The 24,614-nt window shown below is 66.4% G+C and carries 26 protein-coding genes; 10 read left to right on the forward strand and 16 right to left on the reverse strand.

From position 1 onward, the window contains the following. The first annotated feature begins 41 nt into the window (after positions 1-41). The 3 genes from ACFPU0_RS05240 to ACFPU0_RS05250 all read left to right on the forward strand — a co-directional run bounded on the left by ACFPU0_RS05240 (position 42) and on the right by ACFPU0_RS05250 (position 2,211). The gene (locus ACFPU0_RS05240) at positions 42-707 is read left to right on the forward strand and encodes a fumarylacetoacetate hydrolase family protein (protein ID WP_377691725.1); all 666 of its coding nucleotides are present in this window, start codon (positions 42-44) and stop codon (positions 705-707) included. A gap of 86 nt (positions 708-793) precedes the next feature. Continuing rightward, positions 794-1,726 carry an SdiA-regulated domain-containing protein gene (locus ACFPU0_RS05245; protein ID WP_377691726.1) on the forward strand — a complete coding sequence of 311 codons (933 nt, stop codon included), beginning with the start codon at positions 794-796 and terminating at the stop codon, positions 1,724-1,726. Between the two features lie 137 nt (positions 1,727-1,863). Next, a complete protein-coding gene (locus ACFPU0_RS05250; protein ID WP_377691727.1) occupies positions 1,864-2,211 on the forward strand; it encodes a NirD/YgiW/YdeI family stress tolerance protein in 348 nt (115 codons plus the stop codon). Between the two features lie 142 nt (positions 2,212-2,353). On the opposite strand, the gene ACFPU0_RS05255 is transcribed toward ACFPU0_RS05250, so the two are convergent. The 7 genes from ACFPU0_RS05255 to ACFPU0_RS05285 all read right to left on the reverse strand — a co-directional run bounded on the left by ACFPU0_RS05255 (position 2,354) and on the right by ACFPU0_RS05285 (position 9,854). Then, a complete protein-coding gene (locus tag ACFPU0_RS05255) occupies positions 2,354-3,385 on the reverse strand; it encodes a histone deacetylase family protein (RefSeq protein ID WP_377691728.1) in 1,032 nt (343 codons plus the stop codon). Positions 3,386-3,418: 33 nt separating this feature from the next. Further along, complete coding sequence (locus tag ACFPU0_RS05260) at positions 3,419-4,810, reverse strand: APC family permease (protein WP_377691729.1); 1,392 nt, start codon at positions 4,808-4,810, stop codon at positions 3,419-3,421. Between the two features lie 460 nt (positions 4,811-5,270). Continuing rightward, complete coding sequence (locus ACFPU0_RS05265; protein ID WP_377691730.1) at positions 5,271-6,314, reverse strand: extracellular solute-binding protein; 1,044 nt, start codon at positions 6,312-6,314, stop codon at positions 5,271-5,273. A 28-nt stretch (positions 6,315-6,342) separates the two neighbouring features. Next, on the reverse strand, positions 6,343-7,131 hold the full coding sequence (locus tag ACFPU0_RS05270; RefSeq protein ID WP_377691731.1) for an ABC transporter permease: 789 nt from the start codon (positions 7,129-7,131) through the stop codon (positions 6,343-6,345). Continuing rightward, positions 7,128-8,042, reverse strand: coding sequence for an ABC transporter permease (locus ACFPU0_RS05275; RefSeq protein ID WP_377691732.1), 915 nt, complete (start codon positions 8,040-8,042; stop codon positions 7,128-7,130). The genes ACFPU0_RS05270 and ACFPU0_RS05275 overlap by 4 nt, the downstream gene beginning before the upstream one ends. Next, a complete protein-coding gene (locus ACFPU0_RS05280; RefSeq protein ID WP_377691734.1) occupies positions 8,039-9,088 on the reverse strand; it encodes an ABC transporter ATP-binding protein in 1,050 nt (349 codons plus the stop codon). The genes ACFPU0_RS05275 and ACFPU0_RS05280 overlap by 4 nt, the downstream gene beginning before the upstream one ends. 295 nt (positions 9,089-9,383) lie before the next feature. Then, positions 9,384-9,854: an AraC family transcriptional regulator gene (locus tag ACFPU0_RS05285; RefSeq protein ID WP_377691735.1), complete on the reverse strand. Its 471-nt coding sequence runs from the start codon at positions 9,852-9,854 to the stop codon at positions 9,384-9,386. 145 nt (positions 9,855-9,999) lie between these two features. Here ACFPU0_RS05285 and ACFPU0_RS05290 point away from each other — a divergent pair, with 145 nt between their 5' ends. After that, the gene (locus tag ACFPU0_RS05290) at positions 10,000-10,923 is read left to right on the forward strand and encodes an SdiA-regulated domain-containing protein (protein WP_377691737.1); all 924 of its coding nucleotides are present in this window, start codon (positions 10,000-10,002) and stop codon (positions 10,921-10,923) included. On the opposite strand, the gene ACFPU0_RS05295 is transcribed toward ACFPU0_RS05290, so the two are convergent. Both ACFPU0_RS05295 and rpiA read right to left on the reverse strand, forming a co-directional pair. Continuing rightward, entirely contained in the window at positions 10,924-11,256 is a 333-nt protein-coding gene (locus ACFPU0_RS05295) for a YegP family protein (protein WP_377691738.1), read from the reverse strand. 99 nt (positions 11,257-11,355) lie between these two features. Further along, positions 11,356-12,027, reverse strand: a complete 672-nt coding sequence (gene rpiA / locus ACFPU0_RS05300) for a ribose-5-phosphate isomerase RpiA (RefSeq protein ID WP_377691740.1) — start codon at positions 12,025-12,027, stop codon at positions 11,356-11,358. A 133-nt stretch (positions 12,028-12,160) separates the two neighbouring features. Between rpiA and ilvA the strand changes: the two genes are divergently transcribed. The 3 genes from ilvA (at position 12,161) to ACFPU0_RS05315 (ending at position 14,687) form a co-directional block, all read left to right on the forward strand. Continuing rightward, positions 12,161-13,675, forward strand: a complete 1,515-nt coding sequence (gene ilvA, locus ACFPU0_RS05305) for a threonine ammonia-lyase, biosynthetic (protein WP_377691741.1) — start codon at positions 12,161-12,163, stop codon at positions 13,673-13,675. A 64-nt stretch (positions 13,676-13,739) separates the two neighbouring features. Continuing rightward, a complete protein-coding gene (locus tag ACFPU0_RS05310) occupies positions 13,740-14,198 on the forward strand; it encodes a DUF2269 domain-containing protein (protein WP_377691742.1) in 459 nt (152 codons plus the stop codon). A 21-nt stretch (positions 14,199-14,219) separates the two neighbouring features. Further along, on the forward strand, positions 14,220-14,687 hold the full coding sequence (locus ACFPU0_RS05315) for a DUF2269 family protein (protein WP_377691743.1): 468 nt from the start codon (positions 14,220-14,222) through the stop codon (positions 14,685-14,687). 54 nt (positions 14,688-14,741) lie between these two features. Here the strand turns inward: ACFPU0_RS05315 and ACFPU0_RS05320 are convergent, their stop codons facing one another. Beyond that, a complete protein-coding gene (locus tag ACFPU0_RS05320; protein WP_377691744.1) occupies positions 14,742-15,395 on the reverse strand; it encodes an HAD family hydrolase in 654 nt (217 codons plus the stop codon). A gap of 145 nt (positions 15,396-15,540) precedes the next feature. Between ACFPU0_RS05320 and ACFPU0_RS05325 the strand changes: the two genes are divergently transcribed. The 3 genes from ACFPU0_RS05325 (at position 15,541) to ACFPU0_RS05335 (ending at position 19,441) form a co-directional block, all read left to right on the forward strand. After that, positions 15,541-16,020, forward strand: coding sequence for an RNA pyrophosphohydrolase (locus ACFPU0_RS05325; protein ID WP_280324126.1), 480 nt, complete (start codon positions 15,541-15,543; stop codon positions 16,018-16,020). A 22-nt stretch (positions 16,021-16,042) separates the two neighbouring features. Then, a complete protein-coding gene (gene ptsP / locus ACFPU0_RS05330; protein WP_377691745.1) occupies positions 16,043-18,322 on the forward strand; it encodes a phosphoenolpyruvate--protein phosphotransferase in 2,280 nt (759 codons plus the stop codon). An 84-nt stretch (positions 18,323-18,406) separates the two neighbouring features. After that, complete coding sequence (locus tag ACFPU0_RS05335) at positions 18,407-19,441, forward strand: sensor domain-containing diguanylate cyclase (RefSeq protein WP_377691746.1); 1,035 nt, start codon at positions 18,407-18,409, stop codon at positions 19,439-19,441. A 277-nt stretch (positions 19,442-19,718) separates the two neighbouring features. Here ACFPU0_RS05335 and ACFPU0_RS05340 read toward each other — a convergent pair whose 3' ends face one another. The 6 genes from ACFPU0_RS05340 to ACFPU0_RS05365 form a co-directional block, all read right to left on the reverse strand. Further along, positions 19,719-20,990, reverse strand: coding sequence for a dihydroorotase (locus ACFPU0_RS05340; RefSeq protein ID WP_377691747.1), 1,272 nt, complete (start codon positions 20,988-20,990; stop codon positions 19,719-19,721). Continuing rightward, the gene (locus ACFPU0_RS05345) at positions 20,990-21,997 is read right to left on the reverse strand and encodes an aspartate carbamoyltransferase catalytic subunit (protein WP_377691748.1); all 1,008 of its coding nucleotides are present in this window, start codon (positions 21,995-21,997) and stop codon (positions 20,990-20,992) included. The genes ACFPU0_RS05340 and ACFPU0_RS05345 overlap by 1 nt, the downstream gene beginning before the upstream one ends. 37 nt (positions 21,998-22,034) lie before the next feature. Next, positions 22,035-22,547: a bifunctional pyr operon transcriptional regulator/uracil phosphoribosyltransferase PyrR gene (pyrR, locus tag ACFPU0_RS05350; protein WP_377691749.1), complete on the reverse strand. Its 513-nt coding sequence runs from the start codon at positions 22,545-22,547 to the stop codon at positions 22,035-22,037. A gap of 21 nt (positions 22,548-22,568) precedes the next feature. After that, positions 22,569-23,009, reverse strand: coding sequence for a Holliday junction resolvase RuvX (gene ruvX / locus ACFPU0_RS05355; RefSeq protein ID WP_377691750.1), 441 nt, complete (start codon positions 23,007-23,009; stop codon positions 22,569-22,571). Continuing rightward, complete coding sequence (locus ACFPU0_RS05360; RefSeq protein WP_377691751.1) at positions 23,009-23,575, reverse strand: YqgE/AlgH family protein; 567 nt, start codon at positions 23,573-23,575, stop codon at positions 23,009-23,011. Before ACFPU0_RS05360 ends, ruvX begins: the two co-directional genes overlap by 1 nt. 102 nt (positions 23,576-23,677) lie before the next feature. Continuing rightward, positions 23,678-24,571: an energy transducer TonB gene (locus tag ACFPU0_RS05365; protein WP_377691752.1), complete on the reverse strand. Its 894-nt coding sequence runs from the start codon at positions 24,569-24,571 to the stop codon at positions 23,678-23,680. Positions 24,572-24,614 lie beyond the last annotated feature (43 nt).

A 24,614-nucleotide genomic window follows, 5' to 3' on the forward strand; every position in this document is an offset into this window, starting at 1 on the left:
CCACCGCCTGTTTCGTATGGAAACCGTTCAGGAGTCGGTCAATGAGCTACCAGCACCAGTACGTCGATGGCACCCCGATCCACTTTTCCCTGGGCAAGGTGGTCTGCATTGGCCGCAACTACGTCGAGCACGCCAAGGAACTGAACAACCCCGTGCCCACCGAGCCGCTGCTGTTCATCAAGCCGGGTTCGTGTGTGGTGCCCCTGGTCGGTGGTTTCAGCATTCCCCAGGACCGCGGCGCAGTGCACTACGAAGCCGAGATCGCCGTGCTGATCGGCAAGCCGCTGTCCCGCCACCCCGATGAAGAGGAAGTGCGCGACGCCATCTCCGGGTTCGCCCCGGCCCTGGACCTGACCCTGCGTGACGTGCAGGCGAAGCTGAAGGAGAAGGGCCTGCCCTGGGAAATATCCAAGTCCTTCGACGGCGCCTGCGTGCTGGCGCCCTTCGTGCCGGGCGACGCCCCGGAGAGCCTGGACGACATCGGCATTCGCCTGACCATCAACGGTGAGATCCGCCAGGACGGCAACAGCCGCGACATGATCAACGCCATCCTGCCGCTGATCCAGCACATGGCCGGCCATTTCAGCCTGCAGCCGGGCGACGTCATCCTCACCGGCACCCCGGTGGGTGTCGGTCCGCTGAACCAGGGCGACGAGCTGGTACTGGAGCTGGTGGGCCACAGCTCCTTCGACAGCCGGGTCATCTGACCCGGCCGACCGGCGGCGGCCAGTTTCACGAAACTTTCACTGGCATTTCGCTATCTTCTCCCGATCTCATCGTCGAGTAGTACCTGATGCCCCTTCGCTTCCTTCCGTTCATCCGCCGCCGTTGGTTGCTGCTGGGCCTGGTCGCTGCCATCGCTGGTACCACCGCGCTCACGCGCTACATGCACTGGGACGACCGTGCCCTGGTCTGGCTGGCTGAGCAGCAGCTGTCCCAGGAGCAGCGCGCCGAAAGCATCTGGTTGCCGGGCTACAAGGCGGTGCTGCAGGGCAAACCGCTGGCGGGTCTGGAGAACGACGAAACCTCGGACCTGGCCTATAACCCGGTCACCGGAACCCTGTTCACCGTCACCGGCAAGTCGCCGACCCTGGTGGAGCTGAGCCGCGACGGCGAGGTCCTGCGCAAGATTCCGCTGAAGGGCTTCTCCAACCCCGAAGGGGTGGCAGTGCTCGAAGGTGGCCATGTGGCGGTGACCGACGAGCGCCGCCGCACCCTGTCGATCTTTGAACTGGACCCGGACACCCGCGAACTGAGCGCCGGCAGCACGCCGGAGTTCGACCTGGGCTTCCCCGACTCCGGTAACAAGGGCTTCGAAGGCATCGCCTGGGACCCGGCCAAGGGGCGGCTGATCCTTGGAAAGGAGCGCGGCCCGGTGGCCCTGTTCAGCCTCGGCAGCGACGGTAGCGACACCCTGGGCGAAGTGCTGCGCCCATTGCCCGGCTACGGCCTGGGCATGCGCAATCTCTCGGCCCTCAGCATCGACCCGCGTACCGGCCACCTGCTGGTGCTGTCGGCGCAGTCCAACCTGCTGCTGGAGCTGGACGAGCAGGGCGAACCGGTCAGCTTCATCAGCCTGCTCGGCGGCATGAACGGCCTGGAAAGCCGTATTCCCCGTGCCGAAGGCGTGGCCATGGATGAGAGCGGCGACATCTATGTGGTCAGCGAGCCGAACCTGTTCTACGTGTTCCGCAAGGAGCTGGTGGTCAGCGCCGATCGGGGCTGAGTGCCGCAGGGTGGAAATCCACGAGGTGGATTTCCACCAGCGGGCCGGTCGTTAAGTTTCGCTTAAGGCGCTTTTAAGCCTCGTTTCAGCCGCTCGCCCTAGCCTGATCCCGTCAACCACACAACGGGATCACCTCCATGAAAGCCAAATACCTCGCCCTGCTGGCCGTACCGCTGTTCTCCACCGCCGTCATGGCCAGCAGCTACACCGGCCCCGGCGCCACTGCGCAGATCAATACCGTCGCCGCAGCCCTGGACGCCGCGGACGATGCCCCGGTCGTGCTGCAGGGGCAGATCGTCAAGCGCATCAAGGGTGATATCTACGAGTTCAAGGACGCCACCGGCACCATGAAGGTGGAAATCGACGACGAAGACTGGCCGCCGCAGGCCATCGGCGAGAAGGACACCGTCAAGCTCACCGGCGAAGTGGACCGCGACCTGATGGGCCGCGAAGTGGATGTGGAGCTCGTCGAGCGGGTGAACTGAGCCAGACAAAGATCGTCGCTCGGGGCCTGTAGGGGCGAATTCATTCGCCAAGGGCTGCAACGCAGCCCCCTGCAGGATCCCCGGGCAGACCTGCGGCCTGCCTGGCGAATGAATTCGCCCCTACAACGATAGGGCCAGGGCCCTAGGCCACGCTCTCGAACCCCTGCAGCACATTGATCGCGTTGATGCCGATCTCCTCCACCGCGTAGCCCCCTTCCATCACGAACAGCGTCTGCAGGCCGAGCTTGCCGATGATCTCGCCCATGCGCAGGTAATCCGGGCTGTCCAGCTTGAACTGCGAGATGGGGTCTTCCTTGAAGGTGTCCACACCCAGCGACACCACCAGCGCGTCCGGCGCGTATTCGGCGATCTGCCGGCAGGCGTCCAGCAGCGCCAGGCTCCACACCGACCAGTCGCTGCCTTCGGCCAGGGGGTAGTTGAAATTGAAACCGGCCCCGGCGCCCACGCCCTTTTCGTCGGCGAAGCCGAGGAAGTAGGGGTATTCGAAGCGCGGATCGCCGTGGATTGAGGTGAAGAGCACATCGGCACGGTCGTAGAAGATGTCCTGGGTGCCGTTGCCGTGGTGGTAGTCCACGTCCAGCACCGCGACGCGCCTGGCGCCGGCGTCCAGCATGGCCTGCACGGCGACGGCCGCGTTGTTCAGGTAGCAGTAGCCGCCCATGTAGTCCGCGGCGGCATGGTGGCCCGGCGGGCGGCACAGGGAAAAGATACCGCGAGCGCCCTTGCGCAACTCGGCCTGGCCGGTGAGGGCGACGTTGGCCGAGCTGGTGATGGCCTGCCAGGTGCCGGCGGTGATGGGCGCGCCGGCGTCGAAGGAGTAGTAGCCGAGGCGGCCGTCGATATCGGTGGGCTCCACCTGGCGCAGGCGCCGGGTCGGCCAGGCGATGGGCAGCATGTCGTGGCTGCGGCCCTTGGCCTGCCAGTCGCTCCAGGCGTTCTTCAGGAAGTTGACGAAGCCTTCGCTGTGCACCCGCAGGATGGGTGACAGGCCGAAGTCGCTGGGCGCCTGGATGGCGCCCAGGTTCACCGCCTTCGCCCGGTCCAGCACCATGTCGGCGCGGCTCGGCTTCTCGAAGCAGGGGGTGAACTGGCCACCGATAAGCTCGTGTTTGCCGTGGTGCAGGTGGTGGTCGTCGGAATAGATCGTCAGCATCGGCGTCTCCTTTCGGCTAGCGGATCAGCGGGTTCATTCGTGCTCGGAAAACTGCACCCGGGGCGCCGGACGGCGGAAGCCGCCGGTCTGCACGGCCAGGTAGGCCAGGCCGGCGGCGAACCAGCCGAGGCCGATGGCCAGGGTCAGGGCGGAGAGGCTGGTCCAGAGCCAGGCGATCAGGGCGAAGCCGACCAGCGGCACCAGGCCGTAGCGCAGCACGTCGCCGGACTGGCGCGGGCGGCCGTCGAACAGGTAGGTGCGGATCACCGCCAGGTTCACCGCAGAGAAGGCCACCAGGGCGCCGAAGCTGATCATCGAGGCCAGGGTGGCGAGGTCGATGACCACCGCCAGCAGCGACACCAGGGACACGATCAGGATGGCGACGGTGGGGGTCTGGTAGCGTCCCGACAGGGTGCCGAACAGGCGTCGCGGCAGGATGCCATCGCGGCCCATGCTGTAGAGGATGCGCGATACCGAGGCCTGGGAGGCCAGGGCCGAGCCGGCCGCACCGGCCACATAGGCGGCGGTGAAGAAGGCGGCGAGGAACTGGCCACCGGCTTTGAGCATCACTTCGTTGGCGGCGGCGTCCACGTCCTGGAAGGTGGTGCCGGGGAACACCAGTTGGGCGACCAGCGCCAGCACGAAGAACAGCACGCCGGCGCCCACCGTGGTGATGACGATGGCGCGGGGAATGTCGCGTTTCGGGTCGCGGGCTTCCTCGGCCAGGGTGGACACCGCGTCGAAGCCAAGGAAGGACAGGCAGAGCACCGCCGCACCGGCCATCAGGGGTGCCAGCCCGGGCTGGCTGCCGTCGCCGACGAAGGGCGCGCTGAAGTCTAAGGGGGTGCCGGAAAGGCTTTTGCCGGCCATGGCCAGGAACACCAGGACGAAGACCACCTGCGCGGTGACTATCAGGTTGCTCATCCCTGACACCGAGCTGATGCCGAGGATGTTCAGCACCGTCACCAGGGCGATGGAGCCGACCACGAAGACCCAGGCCGGAACCTCGGGAAAGGCGATATTGAGGAACAGGCCGATCACCAGGTAATTGATCATCGGCAGGAACAGGTAATCCAGCAGCAGCGACCAGCCGGCGAGGAAGCCCACGCCGGGGCCGAAGCTAAGGCTGGTGTAGGAGTAGGCCGATCCGGCGATGGGATAGCGGCGGACCATGAAGCTGTAGGACAGGGCGGTGAAGATCATCGCCAGCAGGGTCACCAGGTAGGCCGGGGCGGTGCGCCCGCCGGTCATCTCGGTGACCACGCCGTAGGTGGTGAAGATGGTCAGGGGCACCATGTAGACCAGGCCGAAGAACACCAGGGCGGGCAGGCCGAGTATCCGGCGCAGGGAGGTGCCCTGGGCGCTGTGGGTGAATTCGTTCGGCAGGCTACCGCTGGTGCTGAGGTTGGCGGAAGGGGTGGCCATTATTGTTCTCTCCGGTTTACTGCGCGCCGCTGGGCGGCGCCTGGGTCGCGTTGCGAGCCATCCGTGCACGTGCGAGGCCGGGTCCGTTGCGCATCCGGCTGTGCGCGGGCGGTCAGTAAGGGTGGAGGCGGGGTGTCCGCGGGAAGGACGGAGGAAGGGTGGTGTGAAGCGAAAGCGCACGGGACATCTTCATATCTCTCTAGCCATTGTTCTTGTTGGATCAGCACCCGTCTGTGGGGCACCTGCTAGTTGCATGCGCTTCGATTCTGTCAGTGGAATACCGGGGGCAGAACCCCGCAAAAGGTCAAAAAGGGATCGAAGTGGCCAACTTCAATGGCCGGTTGATGGGGTAGGGTGCGCCGTGCGCACCGGCTTCTCGACAGGGGCAGGTTCGTAGGATGGGTTGAGCTTTGCGATACCCATCACCCTCGTCGATGGGTATCGCTGAGCTGGTGAGTGCTTATTTCTTCAGCTTGGTCCACACCTTGCTGCGTAGGCTCAGGGCCTTGGGCGAGCAGAGCTTGAAGGTCTTCAGGCGGTCCAGCTTGTCCTGCGGGGTGTTGATGGCCGGGTCGTCGAACAGCTCCTTCTCCATGAACTTGTCCGAACCTTCGATGGCGTTGTTGTACTTGGCGAAGTTGGAGGCGGCGGCGATGTTTTCCGGCTGCATCATCCAGTTGATGAAGGCGTGGGCCTCCTCGACGTTCACCGCGTCCTTGGGGATCACCAGGTTGTCGATGAAGACGTGGATGCCTTCCTTCGGATAGACGTAGACCAGGCTGTCACGCTGGGCGTGGGCGCGGTGGAAGGCGCCGTTCCACTGCTGGTGCATGGCCACCTCGCCGGCGGCCATGCGCTCGATGGTGCCGTCGCTGTTGTACATGGCCAGCAGCGGCTTCTGCGCCAGCAGCAGGTCCTGGATCTTCTTCGCGTCCTTCGGGTCCTCGGTGCACTGGTCGATGGACAGGTAGTGGGACGCGGCGATGTAGAGGTCCTCGATGGAATTGAGCGCCACCACCTTGCCCTTGAGCTCCGGCGCCGGCTCGAAGAAGGGCTTCCAGCTCTCGTCGAGCTTGCCGCCGGGCACCTGCTTGCTGTCGTAGCTGTAGCCGGTGGTGCCCCAGAGGTAGGGCACGCTGTAGTCGTGGCCGGGGTCGAAGCCGAGGGTCCGGAAGTTGGGCTTGAGGTTCTTCAGGTTGGGCAGCTTGCTCTTGTCGAACTTCTGCAGCAGGCCGTCGCCCACCATGATCTGGATGAAGCTGTCCGACGGCACCACCACGTCGTAGGCGCCGCCGCCGGCCTTGAGCTTGGCCAGCAAGGTCTCGTTGCTGTCGTAGGCGTCCAGGGTCGCCTTGATGCCGGTGTCCTGCTCGAACTTCTTCAGCAGCTCCGGCGGGAAGTAGTCGGACCAGTTGGCGAAATGCAGGGTCCCTGCGGCCTGGGCGGAACCGGCCAGGCCGGTGGCGAGCAGGATGGCGAGCGCAAGCGGGGTACGACGGGTCATGGTCAAGCTCCTTGCTGGTCGTGACGGGTCAGCGCTTGCGCTGCCCGACGTAGTAGGACAGTGCAACGAAGGCTATGGAAATCACGAGGATGATCGAGGAGATGGCATTGATCTTCGGCGAAATGCCCATCCGTATCGAACTGAAGATGTACACCGGCAGGGTGGTGGCGCCGGCCCCAGCGACGAAGTAGGTGATGACGAAATCGTCCATCGAGATGATGAAGGCCAGCATCGCCCCGGAGAGGATGCCGGGCGTCAAGAGGGGGAAGGTCACCTTCCAGAAGGCCTTCCACGGCGAGGCGTAGAGGTCGGCGGCGGCTTCGGCCAGGCGTGGGTCCATGCCTTCCAGGCGGGCGCGGATCGGCAGGTAGGCGAAGGGAATGCAGAACACCACGTGGGCGATGAGGATGGTGAAGAGCGAGAGCTTCAGGCCGATGAAGGCGAAGAACATCAGGGTGGCGACGGCGGTGACGATCTCCGGCACCAGCAGCGGCAGGCCGAGGACCCCGTTCATCAGCGTCTGCCCGCGAAAGGCGCGGCCGCGCATGCCCAGCGCCGCCAGGGTGGCCAGGGCGGTGGCGATCAGGGTGGCGAAGGTGGCGACGATCAGCGAGTTCTTCGCCGCACGGACGATCTCCGGGTCGTTGGCCACAACCTCGTACCACTTCAGGCTGAAGCTCTCCCAGATGGTCGCCGACTGCCCGCCGTTGAAGCTCAGTGCCGCCAGCACCAGGATCGGCACGTAGAGGAAGGCGAAGAACAACCAGGCGGTGGGGCGCACGCCGGTGAAGTGCCAGAGCGGGTTGTGCAGGTTCATGGGTGGCCCCCGGCGGTGGGCTGCTTGAAGCGCAGGCTGTAGAGGAGCATCGCCAGCAGCACGAAACCGAGCAGGGCGAAGGACAGCGCCGCCCCCAGCGGCCAGTTGTGCGAGGCGCCGAACTGCAGCTGGATCAGGTTGCCGATCATCAGTGCCTTACCACCCCCCAACAGCTCGGGAATGATGTAGTTGCCGAGCGACGGGATGAACACCAGGATGGCGCCGGCCACGATGCCGGGCATGGCCAGCGGAATGATCACCCGGCGCAGCGCCTGGAAGCGGTTGGCGCCGAGGTCGAAGGCCGCCTCCACCAGGCGCCAGTCGAGCTTCTCCAGGCTGGTGTAGATGGGCAGCACCATGAACGGCAGGAAGGTGTAGAGCAGGCCGATCACCACGGCGACGTCCGTATACAGCAGCCCCAGCGCGCCGTCGGAGAGGCCGAATACGCCAAGGCCGCTGTCCACCAGGCCGCCGTTGCGCAGCAGCAGGATCCAGGCGTAGACCCGCACCAGCAGGTTGGTCCAGAAGGGCACTGTGACCAGGAACAGCAGCAGGTTGCGCTTGCGTTCGCTCTGCAGCGCCAGGTAGAGCGCCGTGGGGAAACCGATCAGCAGGCAACCGGCCGTGGTCAGCACCGAAAGCCAGAAGGAACGCTGGAAGATCTGCAGGTAGTCGGTGTTGAACACCAGGCTGTCGTCCAGGTCGCGTTCGTAGAGGAAGTTGATGTAGGCCTCGAGCGAATACTGGTCCCACTTCACGCCGCCGTAGTCGCCGGGCGCCAGGATCGACACCAGGAACATGATCCCCAGGGGCAGCACCAGGAACACCAGCAGGGCCAGCATGGCCGGGCTGGTGAGCAACAGGCGCCGGCGCAGCTGGCGGCGTTCGGCCTGGGCACGCAAGGTGCTCATTCGGCCAGCACCCGGATGGCTTCGCTGGGCACTTGCACCCGCACTTTCTCGCCGGCGGAGTAGGCGGTGAGGGCGCCATTGCGGTTCTGCTGGCGTACGCGGAAGCCGCTCTGCCCGGCGATGTTCAGGTGGTAGACGGTGTCGGTGCCGACATAGACCACGTTCTCGATCTCGCCGGCCAGGTTGCCCTGTTCGTCGAGGCAGGTGCGTTCCGGGCGGATCGCCAGGGTCACGGCGCCGTGCCGCGGGCTGAAGGCGCTGAGCAACTGGCCGTCGGGCAGCAGCACGCCGCGTTCCAGGGCTTCGCCTTCGAGGAAGTTGGTTTCGCCGATGAAGTCCGCCACCGTGCGGTTCAGCGGCGCCTCGTAGATTTCCGTCGGCGTGCCGACCTGGAGGATGCGGCCGCGGCTCATCACCGCGATGCGGTCGGACATGGTCAGGGCTTCTTCCTGGTCGTGGGTGACGAAGATGAAGGTGATGCCGGTCTCGTGCTGCAGGCGCTTGAGCTCGATCTGCATTTCCTTGCGCAGCTTCTGGTCCAGCGCCGAGAGGGATTCGTCCAGCAGCAGCACCTTGGGCTTGTTGGCCAGGGCGCGGGCCAGGGCGATGCGCTGTTGCTGGCCGCCGGACAGCTGGTCGGCGCGGCGCTTGCCGACATCCGGCAGCTTCACCAGCTCCAGCATGCGCTGCACGGTCCGCCCGATCTCGTCGCGGGCCAGGCCGCGCATCTCCAGGCCGAAGGCGATGTTCTGCGCCACCGTCATATGGGGGAACAAAGCGTAGCTCTGGAACACGGTGTTGACCGGCCGGCGGAAGGGCGGCAGGCCCTGCATGGGCTCGCCGTAGAGGCGGATGGCGCCGGAGCTGGGTTGTTCGAAACCGGCGATGAGCCGCAAGAGGGTGGTCTTGCCGCAGCCGGAGGGGCCGAGGAGGGTGAAGAACTCGTTGGCGCGGATCTCCAGGGAAACATCGTCCAGGGCCTTCACGCCCTGCCCCGGATCCCCGAACTCCATGCACACACGGTCGACACTGATCGCGCTGGTCATGCTGATCACAAGCTCTAAGGATTTGTTCTTGTTGGGCTTTTTTTTCTACTGGTGAAGCGGCGCTTGTTTGTCCCGATTCTGTCAGCAGCCTAGTAGGTGCAGAACGATAGATCTGGTCAAAAGGGGATATTTCCGGCCAAGTTGCGAGGGCGGTGACGGGGTGGGGATCGGTGTAGGGGCGAATTCATTCGCCAAGCAGGCCGCAGGTCTGCCCTGCGAGGTCGAAGGGGGCAGCTGCGCTGCCCTTGGCGAATGAATTCGCCCCTACAGAAAATCATCCCCCAAGGTGTTGGCCCTACCGCCGATACAGGCTCGGCGACTGCCCGCTCCAGCGCTGGAAGGCGTGGCGGAAGCTGGCGGTCTCGCTGTAACCGAGCTGTTCGGCGATCAGGTAGATGGGCAGGTCGGTCTGCACCAGCAGCTGGCGCGCCTTGTCGTAGCGCACTTCGTCCGGCAGGCGCCGGAAGCTGGTGTTCAGCTGCTGCAGGTGGCGGCGCAGGGTGGGGCTGGCGAGCATGGTGTAGCCGAGGATGCCGTAGGCCGAGACGTGCATGCGCAGGCCGAGGGAGAGACCCGGGGCCGGGTCCCGGGTGCAGGCCAGGGCATTGGCGAAGACGCGCAGCTCCTGGGCGTGGGTGATCAGCTTGTCGGGGGTGTCGAGGTCGGCGCAGGCGACATCGCTGCCCTCCAGCAGGCGCGCGGGCGATGCCGCTGTTGGCGAGGGTCGCCACCGCCAGGGCGATGGTGTGCAAGGTGGTGAGTGCACGTTCTTCCGGTAGCTGTGAGGTGGCCATGTCCGTCCCCTTTGTAACGCGCGCCATGCCCGCTCCCGGGCGTTAAGCTTGAGTTCAGGCAGAAGCCCGGTGCGCTCTGTATCCTTCGTCGCGTCCTGAACCCCAGAGTCCTTGTCGATGCGTTCTCTCCTGACCCCGTGGCGGCTGGTAGCCGCTCTGTTGCTGCTGGTCCTGGTGCTGCTCGGCGTCGCCGCCCAGCAGTTCCGTCTGTTCGAACGGGGCCTGTTCATCCTGCAAGAATGGCGCCACGCCTCCGAGTGGCGGGACCGCTCCATCTGGCTGCCGGACTACCAGGTGGCCATCGAGGCCAAGCCCATCGAAGGCCTGTCGGACGATGTCTCCGCCCTGACCTACGACCCCGACCGCCACAGCCTCTTCACCGTTACCAACCAGCGTCCGGAGATCGTCGAGCTGTCCCTCGACGGCCACCTGATCCGGCGTGTCCAGCTGGAGGGTTTCGGCGATCCGGAGGCCATCGAGTACATCAGCAAGGGCGTCTACGTGATCACCGACGAGCGCCTGCAGCGCCTGATCAAGGTGCGCCTGGACGAGAACACCACGCGCATCGACGCCAGCCAATCCCAGCAGCTGTCCCTGGGCATCGGCCTGTCCGGCAACAAGGGCTTCGAGGGGCTGGCCTACGACACGGTCGGCCAGCGCCTGTTCGTGGCCAAGGAGCGCGATCCGGTGCGCATCTACGAGATCCACGGTTTCCCCCATACCAAACCGGACAAGCCCTTCGCCGTCCACGTGGTGGATGATCCGCAGCGCGACGAGCGGCTCTTCGTCCGCGACCTGTCGAGCCTGCAGTACGATGACCGCAGCGGCCACCTGCTGGCCCTGTCGGACGAGTCGCGGCTGGTGCTGGAGCTGAATGCCGACGGCCGGCCGATCAGCACCCTGTCGCTGCTGCGCGGGATGCACGGCCTGCAGCGCGGGGTGCCGCAGGCCGAAGGGGTGGCCATGGACAACGATGGCAACCTCTACCTGGTCAGCGAGCCGAACCTGTTCTACCTGTTCCGCAAGCAGGCCGGGGACTGATCAGCTTTCGTCGTTGAGGGTGGCGCCGGGGGCGTTGCTCTTCACCGACTCGATGCCCGCACTGGCGCTGGCGGCGCTGGCGTACATCTGGCTCTGGCCGATGACCTGGCCGTTGCTGGCCTTGAGCACGAAATAGAACTTGCCGTTGCTGGCGGTCTTGTTTTCGAAGGCGCCGTCGCGAACGGCGTTCTTGCGCACCGACTCGATACCGTTCAAGGCGGAATCCTTGGCCTTGTACAGTTCACTGGTGAGGATGGTCTCGCCGTTGCCGGCGTTGAGGTTGAAGTGGAATTGGCCGTCGTTGGCCTTCTTCAGGTGGAATTTCCCGGCCATGGGGCGTCTCCTGATTGAGTGACAGGGGGCGGCGCCCCTAGGGGCGCCGTAGCCATCAAATCTAGACGGTTTCCCGGCGGCCGGGAGTTGCTGCGGGTATCAGAGGCTGATGCTCTTCACGCCATCCTTGGTACCCAGCAGCAGCAGGTCGGCCGGGCGCGCGGCGAACAGGCCGTTGGTGACCACGCCGACTATGGCGTTGATCTGTTCTTCCAGCTTCACCGGGCTGTCGATCTGCAGGTTGTACACGTCGAGGATGATGTTGCCGTTGTCGGTCAGCACGCCCTCGCGGTAGACCGGATCGCCGCCCAGCTTCACCAGTTGGCGGGCGACGTGGCTGCGGGCCATGGGGATCACTTCCACCGGCAGCGGGAAGTTGCCGAGCAGCGGCACCAGCTTGCTCTCGTCGGCGATGCAGATGAAGGTCTTGGCCACGGCGGCGACGATCTTCTCGCGGGTCAGCGCCGCGCCGCCGCCCTTGATCAGTTCGAGGCGCTCGTTGCTCTCGTCGGCGCCATCGACGTAGAACTCGAGGTCGCTGACGCTGTTCAGGTCGTACACCGGGATGCCGTGGCCCTTCAGGCGCTGGGCGGTGGCTTCGGAGCTGGCCACCGCGCCGTCGAAGGCCATCTTGTGCCTGGCCAGCAGGTCGATGAAGAAGTTGGCGGTGGAGCCGGTGCCGACGCCGATGATGCTCTTCTCATCGAGCCTGGGGAGGATGAAGTCGATGGCGGCCTGGGCGACGGCCTGCTTGAGCTGGTCCTGGGTCATGCTGTGGAGGTCCGAGTGGAGGAGTGTCGAAGGGGCGGATTATAGCCGCTAAACCCCTAGAACCATGTGGTCGCCCGACGAATCCGTGCGGTAGACTCGGTCCTCCCGTGAAATGCCCGCCAGTGAAGCCCAGATGCTCGAAGAATATGTGAAGAAGACCCTGACCTCGCGCGTCTACGACGTCGCCGTGGAAACCCCGCTGCAGCCCGCCCGCCAGCTCACCGAGCGCCTGGGCAACCAGATCCTCCTCAAGCGCGAGGACATGCAGCCGGTCTACTCCTTCAAGATTCGCGGCGCCTACAACAAGATCGCCCAGCTGTCCCGCGAGGAGCTGGCGCGCGGCGTGGTCACCGCCTCGGCCGGCAACCACGCCCAGGGCGTGGCCCTGGCGGCCCGCGAGCTGGGCATCAAGGCCACCATCGTGATGCCGCGCACCACCCCCGAGCTGAAGGTGCAGGGCGTACGCGCCCGGGGCGGCAAGGTGGTGCTGCACGGCGACGCCTTCCCCGAGGCCCTGGCCTATTCGCTGAAGCTGGTGGAGGAGAAGGGCTACGTCTACATCCACCCCTATGACGACCCGGAAGTGATCGCCGGCCAGGGCACCGTGGCCATGGAGATCCTGCGCCAGCATCCGGGCCGCCTGGATGCCATCTTCGTCCCGGTGGGCGGCGGCGGCCTGGTGGCGGGCATCGCCGCCTTCGTCAAATACCTGCGCCCCGAAGTGAGGGTGATCGGCGTCGAGCCGGACGACTCCAACTGCCTGCAGGCCGCCATGGCCGCCGGTGAGCGCGTGGTGCTCAGCCAGGTCGGGCTGTTCGCCGACGGCGTTGCCGTGGCGCAGATCGGCCAGCACACCTTCGACATCTGCAAGCGTCATGTCGATGAGGTGATCACCGTCAGCACCGACGAGATCTGTGCGGCGATCAAGGACATCTACGACGACACCCGCTCCATCACCGAGCCGGCCGGCGCCCTGGCCGTGGCCGGGATCAAGAAGTACGTGGAACGCGAAGGCGTGCGCGAGCAGACCCTGGTGGCCATCGATTCGGGCGCCAACGTCAACTTCGACCGCCTGCGCCACGTGGCCGAACGCGCCGAGTTGGGCGAGAAGCGCGAAGCCATCATCGCCGTGACCATCCCGGAGCGCCCGGGCAGCTTCAAGGCCTTCTGCGAGGCCATCGGCAAGCGCCAGATCACCGAGTTCAACTACCGCTACAACACCGACGCCGAGGCGCACATCTTCGTCGGCGTGCAGACCCACCCGGACACCGACCCGCGTACGGCGCTGGTGGAGAACTTGCGCAGCCAGGGTTTCCCGGTGCTGGACCTGACCGACAACGAACTGGCCAAGCTGCACATCCGCCACATGGTCGGCGGCCATGCCGTGCGCATCAGCGACGAGATGGTGTTCCGCTTCGAGTTCCCGGAACGTCCGGGCGCGCTGTTCAACTTCCTCAACAAGCTGGGCGGGCGCTGGAACATCACCATGTTCCACTACCGCAACCACGGCGCCGCCGATGGCCGCGTGGTCGCCGGCCTGCAGGTGCCTGCCGGGGAGCGCGCGCTGGTGCATGCCGCCCTGGACGAGATCGGTTATCCCCACTGGGACGAGAGCGACAACCCGGCCTACCAGCTCTTCCTGGGGTAGGGGCGCCGGGGCCGGCGGCTGCTAGGCTTTGTCTCAGCCGCCCCCGCCGACAAGGACGCGTTCGATGGAAAACTACCTGCTGCTGCGAATCCTCCATGGCCTGGCCACTCTGTTGTTCTTCGGCGGACTGGCGGGGTTGGCCTGGTACGGCTGGCGCAATTTCCGCTCCGGCGATGCCGCGCGGATCGGCCTGAGCCTGCGGCGCATCCTGCTGATCGGCGTGCCGTTGCTGATCCTCGCCGCCGTATCGCTGCCGGTCAGCGGCTGGTGGATGGTGAACCTGGCAGGCCTGCCCCTGGGACAGGCCTGGCTGCTGGGAGGAGCCATCCTCTATCTGTTCGGCTGCATCGCCTGGCTGCTGCTGTTCGGCCGTGTGTCGCGGCTGCGCGAGCAGGCCCTGGCCGAGGGCGGGCCGGGCTCGGCACAGGTCCTGCGCAGCCTCAGGTTCGGCGCGGTCTACGGCCTGTTCGGCCTGCTGCTGTTCGTCGCCGTGCTGGCGCTGATGCTGGCCAAACCGCTCTGATGCGGCACTGACCGGCCGGGCATGACCCTCTACTTCCTGCTCAAGATCTTCCATGGCCTGCTCGCCGCGGTGCTTGTCGGTACAGTTTTGGGCGGGCTTTTCTTCGTACATCGCGCTTGGAAAAGCGGTGATCTCCAGCAAATAGTCGCCACTTTCTCTTCGCTGGTGCGGCTGGAACTCTGGTTCGTCGCCAGCTCTGCCCTGCTGTTGCCGCTCAGCGGCCTGGCCCTGGCCAAGGTGGGCGGGTGGCCGCTGGGCCAGCTCTGGCTATTGTGGAGCGCGGGCATCTACCTGCTGGCGGCGCTCTGCTGGCTGCCGCTGTTCTGGCTGCAGGTGCGCATCCGCAACCAGGCGCGCCAGGCGTTGCGGGACGGCAAGCCGCTCGCTTCGCAGGTGGCCGGCCAGATGGCGCTGCGGAGTCGGCTCGCGGTGCTGGCGCTGGCGCTGCTGGTGGCGGTGTACGCGCTGATGGTAGTCAAGCCGCTCTGACGTCGACCTGGGAGTCCATGGCCTGGTGCGCATAGCGCACCCTACCGTCAGGTCCTAGCGCAGGGAGATGACCGGCCAGCCGCGCTGTTCGGCCTCGGCGCGCAGTTTCGGGTCCGGGTCGACCGCCACCGGGCGGGTCACCTGCTCCATCAGGGGCAGGTCGTTCAGCGAGTCGCTATAGAAACTGCTGTCGTCCAGGCTATGGCCGGTTTCGTCCAGCCAGCGGGCGAGGCGGGTCACCTTGCCTTCGCGGAAACAGGGGATGTCCGTGGTGCGGCCGGTATAGCGGCCATCGGCCATCTCGCATTCGGTGGCCAGCAGGGTTTCCACCCCCAGGCGCTGGGCGATGGGGGCGGTGACGAAGCGGTTGGTGGCGGTGATGATCAGCAGCTTGTCGCCGGCCTCGCGGTGCTCGGCGAGCAGGGCTTCGCCCTTGGCCAGGATGATGGGTTCGATGCAGTCGCGCATGAACTCGCGGTGCCACTGGTCGAGCTGCATCATTTCGGTGCGTCCGAGGATTTCCAGGCTGAAGTTCAGGTAGTCCTGTATGTTCAGGCGGCCGGCCAGGTAGTCATGGTAGAACTCGTCATTGCGCGCCTTGTAGGCGATCCTGTCGAGGATGCCGCGCTCGCACAGGTAGTCGCCCCAGGCATGGTCGCTGTCGCCGGCCAGCAGGGTGTTGTCGAGGTCGAAAAGAGCCAAACGCACGTCGTGTTTCCTTGCATGGAGGCTTCCAGGGGCGGTCAGAATAGCGGCTTTCGCCGGGGCTGCCCATTGCGCTGAAGGCTCGCATTGCTGCGTTTGCGGGCTTTATGGAACAATGCCGGAACATGCGTTTGCGAGGTTGAGTGCCGTGATCGATTCCGATGGTTTCCGCCCGAATGTCGGCATCATTCTCGCCAATGATGCCGGGCAGGTACTTTGGGCCCGGCGTATCAATCAGGATGCCTGGCAGTTCCCGCAAGGCGGGATCAACCCGCGGGAAACGCCCGAAGAAGCGCTTTTCCGGGAGTTGAACGAAGAAGTCGGCCTGGAGCAGCAGGATGTGAAGATTCTTGCCTGCACCCGCGGCTGGTTGCGCTATCGTCTGCCCCAGCGCCTGGTGCGCACCAACAGCCAGCCTTTGTGCATTGGCCAGAAACAGAAGTGGTTCCTGCTGCGCTTGCAGTCGGACGAGAACAAGGTACGGATGGACCTGACCGGCAAGCCCGAGTTCGATGGCTGGCGCTGGGTCAGTTACTGGTACCCATTGGGCCAGGTGGTGACCTTCAAGCGTGAAGTCTATCGCCGAGCCCTCAAGGAACTAGCACCGCGCCTGCTGGCGCAAGACTGACCCGGAGAAAGGCTGCCTAGCCATGCTCAACACGCTGCGCAAGATCGTCCAGGAAGTGAACGCCGCCAAGGATCTGAAGGCGGCGTTGGCGATCATCGTGCAGCGGGTCAAGGAGGCCATGGGCAGCCAGGTCTGCTCGGTCTACCTGCTGGACCCGGAGTCCAACCGCTTCGTGCTCATGGCCACCGAGGGCCTGAACAAGCGCTCCATCGGCAAGGTCAGCATGGCCCCCAACGAAGGCCTGGTCGGCCTGGTGGGTACCCGCGAGGAGCCGCTGAACCTCGAGCACGCCGCCGATCACCCCCGCTACCGCTACTTCGCCGAGACGGGCGAGGAACGCTTCGCCTCCTTCCTCGGCGCGCCGATCATCCACCACCGGCGGGTGATGGGGGTGCTGGTGGTGCAGCAAAAGGAGCGCCGTCAGTTCGACGAGGGCGAGGAAGCCTTCCTCGTCACCATGAGCGCACAGCTCGCCGGCGTCATCGCCCATGCCGAGGCCACCGGCTCCATCCGTGGCCTGGGTCGTCAGGGCAAGGGTACCCAGGAAGCCAAGTTCGTCGGCGTCGCGGGCGCTCCCGGCGCCGCCGTGGGGACCGCGGTGGTGGTCCTGCCGCCGGCCGACCTGGACGTGGTGCCCGACCGCACGGTGGATGACATCGAAGCCGAGGTCGAGCGCTTCAAGCAGGCCCTTGAGGCGGTGCGCGAAGACATGCGCCGGCTGTCCAGCAAGCTGGAGACCCAGCTGCGCCCCGAAGAGCGCGCGCTGTTCGACGTCTACCTGATGATGCTCGACGACGCCTCCATCGGCATGGAGGTCAAGCGCGTCATCCGCACCGGCCAGTGGGCCCAGGGCGCCCTGCGCCAGGTGGTGCTGGAGCACGTCACCCGTTTCGAGCTGATGGACGACGCCTACCTGCGTGAGCGCGCCTCCGACGTCAAGGACCTCGGTCGCCGCCTGCTCGCCTACCTGCAGGAAGAGCGCAAGCAGAACCTGGTCTACCAGGAGAACACCATCCTGGTCAGCGAGGAGCTGACCCCGGCCATGCTCGGCGAAGTGCCGGAAGGCAAGCTGGTGGGCCTGGTCTCGGTACAGGGTTCGGGCAACTCCCACGTCGCCATCCTCGCTCGCGCCATGGGCATCCCCACGGTGATGGGGGCGGTCGACCTGCCTTACTCCAAGGTCGACGGCATCGAGATGATCGTCGACGGCTACCACGGCGAAGTCTTCACCAACCCCTCGCCCGAACTGCGCAAGCAGTACAGCGAAGTGGTGGAGGAGGAGCGCCAGCTGGTCAAGGGCCTGGACGCCTTGCGCAGCCTGCCCTGCGAGACCCTGGACGGCCAGCGCATGCCGCTCTGGGTCAACACCGGCCTGCTCGCCGACGTGACCCGCGCCCAGGAGCGCGGCGCCGAGGGCGTCGGCCTGTACCGCACCGAAGTGCCGTTCATGATCAACGAGCGCTTCCCCAGCGAGAAGGAGCAGCTCGCCATCTACCGCGAGCAGCTCGCCGCCTTCCACCCGCTGCCGGTGACCATGCGTACCCTGGACATCGGCGGCGACAAGGCGCTGTCCTATTTCCCGATCAAGGAAAGCAACCCCTTCCTCGGCTGGCGTGGCATCCGCGTCACCCTCGACCACCCGGAGATCTTCCTGGTCCAGGTGCGCGCCATGCTCAAGGCCAGCGAAGGCCTGGACAACCTGAAAATCCTGCTGCCGATGATCTCCGGCACCCACGAGCTGGAAGAGGCCCTGCACCTGATCCACCGCGCCTGGGGCGAGGTGCGCGACGAGGGCGTCGACATCCCCATGCCGCCGGTCGGCGTGATGGTGGAGATCCCCGCCGCCGTGTACCAGACCAAGGAACTGGCGCGGCAGGTGGACTTCCTCTCGGTGGGGTCCAACGACCTCACCCAGTACCTGCTGGCGGTGGACCGCAACAACCCGCGGGTGGCCGATCTCTACGACTATCTGCACCCGGCTGTGCTGCAGGCGCTGAAGAAGGTGGTGGACGACGCCCACGCCGAAGGCAAGCCGGTGAGCATCTGCGGCGAGATGGCGGGCGACCCGGCCGCGGCCGTGCTGCTCCTGGCCATGGGCTTCGACAGCCTGTCGATGAACGCCACCAACCTGCCCAAGGTGAAGTGGCTGCTGCGCCAGATCACCATGAGCAAGGCCAAGGAGCTACTGGAGCAGCTGCTGGCGATCGACAATCCGCAGGTCATTCACAGCTCGCTGCATCTCGCGCTGCGCAACCTGGGGCTCGGCCGGGTGATCAATCCGGCGGCGACCATCCAGGCCTGAGGACGGCGCGCCAATTGTTTGCACCGCCCGGGCCCGTGTCCGGGCGTAGAGGTCCCAACCGGGTCGCGTACCCGCAGGAAGCTTATGGACAAGCTCGTGCCCCTCGACCACTGCTATGGCACCACCCGTGAAGAGATCGAGCGCACCCTGCGCTTTGCCCTGGATATCGTCAGCGACGGTATCTGGGACTGGAACATCCGTACCGATCACGTCAAGCGCAGCCCCGGCTGGTACTCCATGCTGGGCTACCCGTCGGACAGCCTGCCGGAGGATGTCGACACCTGGAAATCGGTGATCCATCCCGGCGATTTCGAGCGGGTCATGCGCAATTTCCAGGCTTATCTGGACGGCGCCAGCCAGATCTATGCCGAGGACTACCGCTGCCGTTGCCGCGACGGCAGCTACCTCTGGGTCAGCGATCACGGCCGATTCGTGGAGTTCGACGAGGCCGGCAGGCCGACGCGGATGATCGGCGCCCACCGCAATATCCACCGGCACAAGCTGGCCAGCCTGGAACTGCAACGCAAGAACGAAGAGCTCCTGGCCCTCAATCACCAGCTGGAGGCCCTGGTGCAGGCGCGTACCGAGGCCCTGCGCCAGGCTAACGAGGCATTGGCCCAGCAAGTGGCCGCGGCCCTGCGCCTGAGCGAGACCGACCCGCTGACGCAGATCTCCAATCGCCGCCACTTCGAGCGCAGCCTGCATGGCGAATGGCAGCGATTCCAGCGCCATGAGCATGTCGCCACGCTGCTGATGTTCGACCTGGACCATTTCAAGCGCATCAACGACCAGCATGGCCACCAGGCCGGCGATCGGGCCCTGGTCGCGGTCAGTGGCGCCGTGCGCGCGGTGTTGCGGGAAGAGGATTGTTTTGCCCGCTGGGGCGGCGAGGAATTCATCGCCCTGCTGCCCGACACCGATCTGGCGGCCGCCCTGCAATTGGCCGAGCGCCTGCGCCTGCTGGTGAGCCAGGCCGATGCCGGCCTGGCCCGGGGCCTGACCGCCAGCTTCTCGGTGGGTGCCATGCGGGTGGGGGAGGGCATCGAATCCCTGCTCAAGCGCCTGGACGATGGCCTCTACCGTGCCAAGCTGCGGCGCAACTGCATCGAGGCCTGCTGAGTACCGCAGGGGCCTGTAGGGGCGAATTCATTCGCCAAGGGCAACGAAGTTGCCCCTCCGACGCCCACGCCGGTAGCCAGGATGAAATCCGGGGAAAGTCCAACCGCCGCTCCCGGATTTCATTGGGCTACGAATTACCGCGCGAATCGTTGGGCCTCGCTGCGCTCGGACCAGCGTGGCCCGCACCAACCTACGGAAGCCGGGTCGGCTCGCCCCCCACGATCGGGCAGTGAATGAAAAAGCCCGCCGGATGGCGGGCTCTTTCATGGGGCGGGGATCAGCCTTCGAAGATGATCCGGCCGTCCACCAGGGTATGGCGCACCCTGCCCGGCAGGCAGTGGCCGATGAAGGGACAGTTGTCGCCCTTCGACTTCCAGGTTTCGCCCGCCAGGGTGGAGGCCTGCGGGTCGAACAGCACCAGGTCCGCCGGGGCGCCAACGGCCAGGCGGCCGGCGGGCAGGCGCAGGGCGCGGGCCGGACCGGCGGTCAGGCGGGCGAGCAGGGTGGGCAGGTCGAGCAGGCCGTCCTGCACCAGGGTCATGGCCAGCGGCAGCAGCAGTTCCACGCTGCTGATGCCCGGCTCGGTGGCGCCGAAGGGGGCGAGCTTGGCGTCCGGCTCGTGGGGCTGGTGGTGGCTGGCGATGGCCGAGATCACGCCGCTCTTCACCGCCTCGCGCAGGCCGTCGCGGTCGGCGCGGGTGCGCAGCGGCGGTTGCACGTGGTAGAGGCTGGAGAAATCGATCAGCGCCTCGTCGGTAAGGATCAACTGGTACATGGCCACGTCGGCGGTGACCGGCAGGCCGCGGGCCTGGGCCTCCCCGATCATCTCGGCGCCACGGGCGCTGCTGATCTGGCTGAAGTGGGCGCGCACACCGCTCTGTTCCACCAGCAGCAGGTCACGGGCGAGCGCCACGGTCTCGGCGGTCTCGGGGATGCCGGCAAGTCCCAGGAAGCTGGCGGTCGGGCCTTCGTGGGCCAGGCCGCCCTCGGCGAGCGACGCGTCCTGGGAATGGAAGACCAGGGTCAGGTCGAAGGTGGCCGCGTATTCCAGGGCACGGCGCTGGACGCGGTTGCTGACGAAGCTGGCCAGGCCGTTGCCGAAGGCCACGCAGCCCACGTCGCGCAGGGCCACCAGCTCGGACAGCTGTTCGCCGGCCAGCCCCCTGGTCAGGGCGCCGATGGGGAAGACCTTGGCATGGCCGGCTTCCTGGGCGCGGTCGAGGATCAGTTCGGCCACCGCCGGGGTATCCAGTACCGGGCGGGTCAGCGGCGGGCAGCAGAGGCTGGTGACGCCGCCGCTGACAGCGGCCAGGGTTTCGCTGGCGATATTGCCCTTGCGGCTGTAGCCGGGTTCGCGCAGGGCGACGGACAGGTCCACCAGGCCGGGGGCGGCTACCAGGCCCTTGGCGTCCAGGGTCTTGTCGGCCCGGAAGCCGGCCGGGGCCTGGCCGATGGCGGCCACCTTGCCGCCTTCGAGGAAGAGGTCGGTGACCTGGTCGTGGCCGCTGGCCGGATCGATCAGGCGGGCGCCGAGGATATGGGTACGCATCAGTTCAGCTCCTCGGCTTCCTGGTTCAGTTGTCGCTGGGCGGCCTGGCCGCTCATGGCCATGGACAGCACGGCCATGCGCACGGCGATGCCGTAGGTGACCTGGTTGAGGATCACCGACTGGGCGCCGTCGGCCACCGCGGACTCGATTTCCACGCCGCGGTTGATCGGGCCGGGGTGCATGACGATGGCATCCGGCTTGGCCAGGGCCAGGCGCTGGGTGCTGAGGCCGTAGAGTTTGTAGAACTCGCCCTCGCTGGGCAGCAGGCCGCCCTGCATGCGTTCGCGTTGCAGGCGCAGCATGATCACCACGTCCACGCCCTTGAGGCCTTCGGCGAGGTCGGTGTAGACCTTCACGCCGTACTGCTCGACGCCCACCGGGATCAGGGTCTTGGGCCCGATCACGCGGATGTCCGGGCAGCCCAGGGTACGCAGGGCGAGCATGTTGGAGCGGGCAACACGCGAGTGCAGGACGTCGCCGACTATGGCCACCGAGAGGTTCTCGAAACCGCCCTTGTGGCGGCGGATGGTGAGCATGTCGAGCATGCCCTGGGTCGGGTGCGCATGGCGGCCGTCACCGCCGTTGATGATGGCCACGTCCGGGCATACGTGCTCGGCGATGAAGTGGGCGGCACCGGAGTCGGCGTGGCGCACCACGAACATGTCGGCGGCCATCGCCTCCAGGTTGCGCAGGGTATCGAACAGCGTCTCGCCCTTGCTGGTGGAGGAGGTGGAGACGTTGAGGGTGATGACGTCGGCGGACAGGCGCTGGGCCGCCAGCTCGAAGGTGGTGCGGGTGCGGGTGGAGTTCTCGAAGAACACGTTGCACACCGTCTTGCCGCGCAGCAGCGGGACTTTCTTCACCGCGCGGGCGCCGACTTCGAGGAAGGAGTCGGCGGTGTCGAGGATTTCCGTCAGCAGCTCGCGGGGCAGACCATCGAGCGAGAGGAAGTGGCGCAGCTGGCCCTGGTCGTTGAGCTGCAGCGGGCGCTTGGCGTCTGTCGGCATGGGGCAGGCCCTGAAAGGTTACGAAGATTCGGGAGGATCAGGCGGGTGAAGCGAGGTCCTGGCGCTCGAGGGTGAGCGGCGCGGGGCCGAGCAATTTTACCCGTTCCGTGGCCCCCAGGGACAGGGTTGCGCCGACCACGTCCGGGCGGATCGGCAGCTCGCGGGCGTTGAGGTCGAGCAGGCAGACCAGGGTCACGCTGGCCGGGCGGCCGTAGTCGAAGAGTTCGTTGAGGGCTGCGCGCACGGTGCGCCCGCTCATCAGGACGTCATCGATCAGCACCAGGTGCTGGCCCTCGATCTCGAAGGGCAGCTCGGATGGGCGCACTTGCGGGTGCAGGCCGCTCTGGGTGAAGTCATCGCGGTAGAAGGACACGTCCAGGGTGCCCATGGGGCCCGCTTCGCCCAGTTGCTCCAGCAGGGCCTGGGCGACCCAGACGCCGCCGGTGCGGATACCGATGTAGCGCGGATCCTGGATGTCGCGGGCCTTGAGGTGGGCTTGCAGGTCGCTGGCCATCCGCGGCAGCAGTTCGGCGGGATTGGGCAGGGTCATCGGCGGTCCTCGCTTAATGAGTCAGGAAGTTGCGCAGTTCTCGGCCAGCCAGCCTTCCAGGAGCAAGGCGGCGGCCAGGGCGTCCACCGGGCGCTCGCGGTAGCCGTCGCGCTGGCCCTGGGCCAGGCGCTGGCCCTTGGCCTCGAAGGTGGTCAGGCGCTCGTCGTGGGTGAATACCGGGACGTTGAAGCGGCCGTTCAGGCGCCGGGCGAACTTTTCCGCGCGGGCGCTCATCTCGCTGGGGCTGCCGTCCATGTTCAGCGGCAGGCCGACGACGATGGCGTCGGGCTGCCATTCGCGGATCAGGGCTTCCACCTGCTGCCAGTCCGGCACACCGTTCTGGGCCTTGAGCACCTTCAGCTCGCGGGCCTGGCCGGTCACCGCCTGGCCCACGGCGACGCCGATCTGTCTGGTGCCGTAATCGAAGCCGAGCAGCAGGCGCAGGGGCTTGGGCTCGGCCATCAGGCGTGCCCGGCCTGGGCGGTGAGCAGGCTGAGGTTGATCCCCAGGCGCGCGGCGGCGGCGGACAGGCGTTGTTCGGTCGGGGTGTCGAAGAGGATGGCCAGGTCCGCCGGGCAGGTCAGCCAGGAGTTGTCGGCGAGTTCGGCTTCCAGCTGGCCGGCATCCCAGCCCGCATAGCCGAGGGCCACCAGGCTCTTCTGCGGACCGCCGCCGTCAGCGATGGCGAAGAGTACGTCCTGGGAGGTGGACAGGGCCAGCTCTCCCAGCTCCAGGGTGGCCTGGAAGCTGTGGCCGCTGGGGTGCAGGACGAAGCCGCGGTCGGTCTGTACCGGGCCGCCGGCATAGATGGGCACGCCCTGGCAGCGCGCCGGCGGAGTGATTTCCGGGCGCAGCTGTTCGAGCACGTCGCTCAGGCTGAGGCCGTTGGGGCGATTGATCACCAGGCCCATGGCGCCCTGCTCGTTGTGTTCCACCAGATAGGTGACGGTCTGGGCGAAGTTGGGATCGGCCATGTGCGGCATGGCGATCAGGAGGTGGTGCTTGAGGTAGCTCGGTGCGCTTTTCATGTCGGCTAGTTTCAGGCTTAAGACGGCAGGCTTCAAGCGGCAAGGCGCCGCTTCAACCGTTGCCACTGCTTGAAGCCTAGAGCCTATCCAGTCCTGCCGCTCTCAATTGCTCGACAGGCGGTCGCCGCGCTCGAAGCGCCAGGTGCGGATGATCTCCAGGCGGTCGATATCCGCCAGGTCGCCGGTGAAGGGGGCGAAGGGCGCGGCGAGGCGGACGATGCGCATCGCGCCCTGGTCCAGTACCGGCTGGCCGGATGACTCCAGCACCTGCACCTCGTACAGGGTACCGTCGCGGTTGATCGATACCAGCAGCCGCAGGTTGCCGTAGATGCGCTGACGGCGGGCTTCTTCCGGGTAGTTGAGGTTGCCGATGCGCTCGATCTTCTTGCGCCATTCTTCCTTGTACCAGGCGCCCTTGTCGCGCATGGTCGAGGCGGCGCTGAGGCGGTGGATGCGTGGGCGCTTGGCGTAGAGCTGGCGCTCCTTGTCCAGTTCGGCCTCGAGGCTGGCGATTTCGGCGGAGAGCTGCGAGCTGTCGAATGCGGGTGCCGGCGCGGCTTCGGGCCGGGGCCTGGTCTGCTCGCGCTCGACCGTGGTCTTCTGCTGCTGCGGGCTCTTCGTGGCCACGGCGGCCTTGGGCGCCTCCTTCTTCGGCGCCTGGGGTGGCGCCGCGGGCGGCGTGGCCTTGCGGATTTCCTTGTCCTGGAAGGGCGCCTTCTCGGTGGTCCTGGGCTTGGCCTTGTGCTCCAGGGTGCCGCTGCCCTGCTGGTTGGCCTGGGCGAGGAAGTCGGCCTTCTTCGGCGCCTTGTCGCTCTTGAAGGTGGCCAGGGTGATTTCCAGGGTCTTGCTGATCTGCTGCGGGTCGCCGAAGGTGAAACCGACGCCGAGGATAAAGGCGACGTGCAGCACCGCGGCGAGGAACAGGGTAAAACCCAGCCGGTCCGCCGGGCGGACGCCGGCGGACAGTTGGGTGGAGGTATTCACGGCTGCGTTCATCGCCAGTCAGCTTGCTTCAGATAGCCGCGCAGTCTGCCGAACT

It is taken from the genome of Pseudomonas sp. GCM10022186, assembly GCF_042656385.1.
GTDB lineage: Bacteria > Pseudomonadota > Gammaproteobacteria > Pseudomonadales > Pseudomonadaceae > Metapseudomonas.

What these genes read in the sequence shown, in the direction of transcription:
- rpiA (WP_377691740.1), bottom strand. Translation starts at nt 12,027, where the DNA reads ATGACCCAGGACCAGCTCAAGCAGGCCGTCGCCCAGGCCGCCATCGAC.
- ilvA (WP_377691741.1), top strand. Translation starts at nt 12,161, where the DNA reads ATGCTCGAAGAATATGTGAAGAAGACCCTGACCTCGCGCGTCTACGAC.
- ACFPU0_RS05360 (WP_377691751.1), bottom strand. Translation starts at nt 23,575, where the DNA reads ATGAAAAGCGCACCGAGCTACCTCAAGCACCACCTCCTGATCGCCATG.
- pyrR (WP_377691749.1), bottom strand. Translation starts at nt 22,547, where the DNA reads ATGACCCTGCCCAATCCCGCCGAACTGCTGCCGCGGATGGCCAGCGAC.
- ACFPU0_RS05335 (WP_377691746.1), top strand. Translation starts at nt 18,407, where the DNA reads ATGGACAAGCTCGTGCCCCTCGACCACTGCTATGGCACCACCCGTGAA.
- ACFPU0_RS05275 (WP_377691732.1), bottom strand. Translation starts at nt 8,042, where the DNA reads ATGAGCACCTTGCGTGCCCAGGCCGAACGCCGCCAGCTGCGCCGGCGC.
- ACFPU0_RS05240 (WP_377691725.1), top strand. Translation starts at nt 42, where the DNA reads ATGAGCTACCAGCACCAGTACGTCGATGGCACCCCGATCCACTTTTCC.
- ACFPU0_RS05295 (WP_377691738.1), bottom strand. Translation starts at nt 11,256, where the DNA reads ATGGCCGGGAAATTCCACCTGAAGAAGGCCAACGACGGCCAATTCCAC.
- ACFPU0_RS05265 (WP_377691730.1), bottom strand. Translation starts at nt 6,314, where the DNA reads ATGACCCGTCGTACCCCGCTTGCGCTCGCCATCCTGCTCGCCACCGGC.
- ACFPU0_RS05255 (WP_377691728.1), bottom strand. Translation starts at nt 3,385, where the DNA reads ATGCTGACGATCTATTCCGACGACCACCACCTGCACCACGGCAAACAC.
- ACFPU0_RS05315 (WP_377691743.1), top strand. Translation starts at nt 14,220, where the DNA reads ATGACCCTCTACTTCCTGCTCAAGATCTTCCATGGCCTGCTCGCCGCG.
- ruvX (WP_377691750.1), bottom strand. Translation starts at nt 23,009, where the DNA reads ATGGCCGAGCCCAAGCCCCTGCGCCTGCTGCTCGGCTTCGATTACGGC.
- ACFPU0_RS05250 (WP_377691727.1), top strand. Translation starts at nt 1,864, where the DNA reads ATGAAAGCCAAATACCTCGCCCTGCTGGCCGTACCGCTGTTCTCCACC.
- ACFPU0_RS05340 (WP_377691747.1), bottom strand. Translation starts at nt 20,990, where the DNA reads ATGCGTACCCATATCCTCGGCGCCCGCCTGATCGATCCGGCCAGCGGC.
- ACFPU0_RS05290 (WP_377691737.1), top strand. Translation starts at nt 10,000, where the DNA reads ATGCGTTCTCTCCTGACCCCGTGGCGGCTGGTAGCCGCTCTGTTGCTG.
- ACFPU0_RS05270 (WP_377691731.1), bottom strand. Translation starts at nt 7,131, where the DNA reads ATGAACCTGCACAACCCGCTCTGGCACTTCACCGGCGTGCGCCCCACC.
- ptsP (WP_377691745.1), top strand. Translation starts at nt 16,043, where the DNA reads ATGCTCAACACGCTGCGCAAGATCGTCCAGGAAGTGAACGCCGCCAAG.
- ACFPU0_RS05260 (WP_377691729.1), bottom strand. Translation starts at nt 4,810, where the DNA reads ATGGCCACCCCTTCCGCCAACCTCAGCACCAGCGGTAGCCTGCCGAAC.
- ACFPU0_RS05345 (WP_377691748.1), bottom strand. Translation starts at nt 21,997, where the DNA reads ATGCCGACAGACGCCAAGCGCCCGCTGCAGCTCAACGACCAGGGCCAG.
- ACFPU0_RS05365 (WP_377691752.1), bottom strand. Translation starts at nt 24,571, where the DNA reads ATGAACGCAGCCGTGAATACCTCCACCCAACTGTCCGCCGGCGTCCGC.
- ACFPU0_RS05310 (WP_377691742.1), top strand. Translation starts at nt 13,740, where the DNA reads ATGGAAAACTACCTGCTGCTGCGAATCCTCCATGGCCTGGCCACTCTG.
- ACFPU0_RS05280 (WP_377691734.1), bottom strand. Translation starts at nt 9,088, where the DNA reads ATGACCAGCGCGATCAGTGTCGACCGTGTGTGCATGGAGTTCGGGGAT.
- ACFPU0_RS05245 (WP_377691726.1), top strand. Translation starts at nt 794, where the DNA reads ATGCCCCTTCGCTTCCTTCCGTTCATCCGCCGCCGTTGGTTGCTGCTG.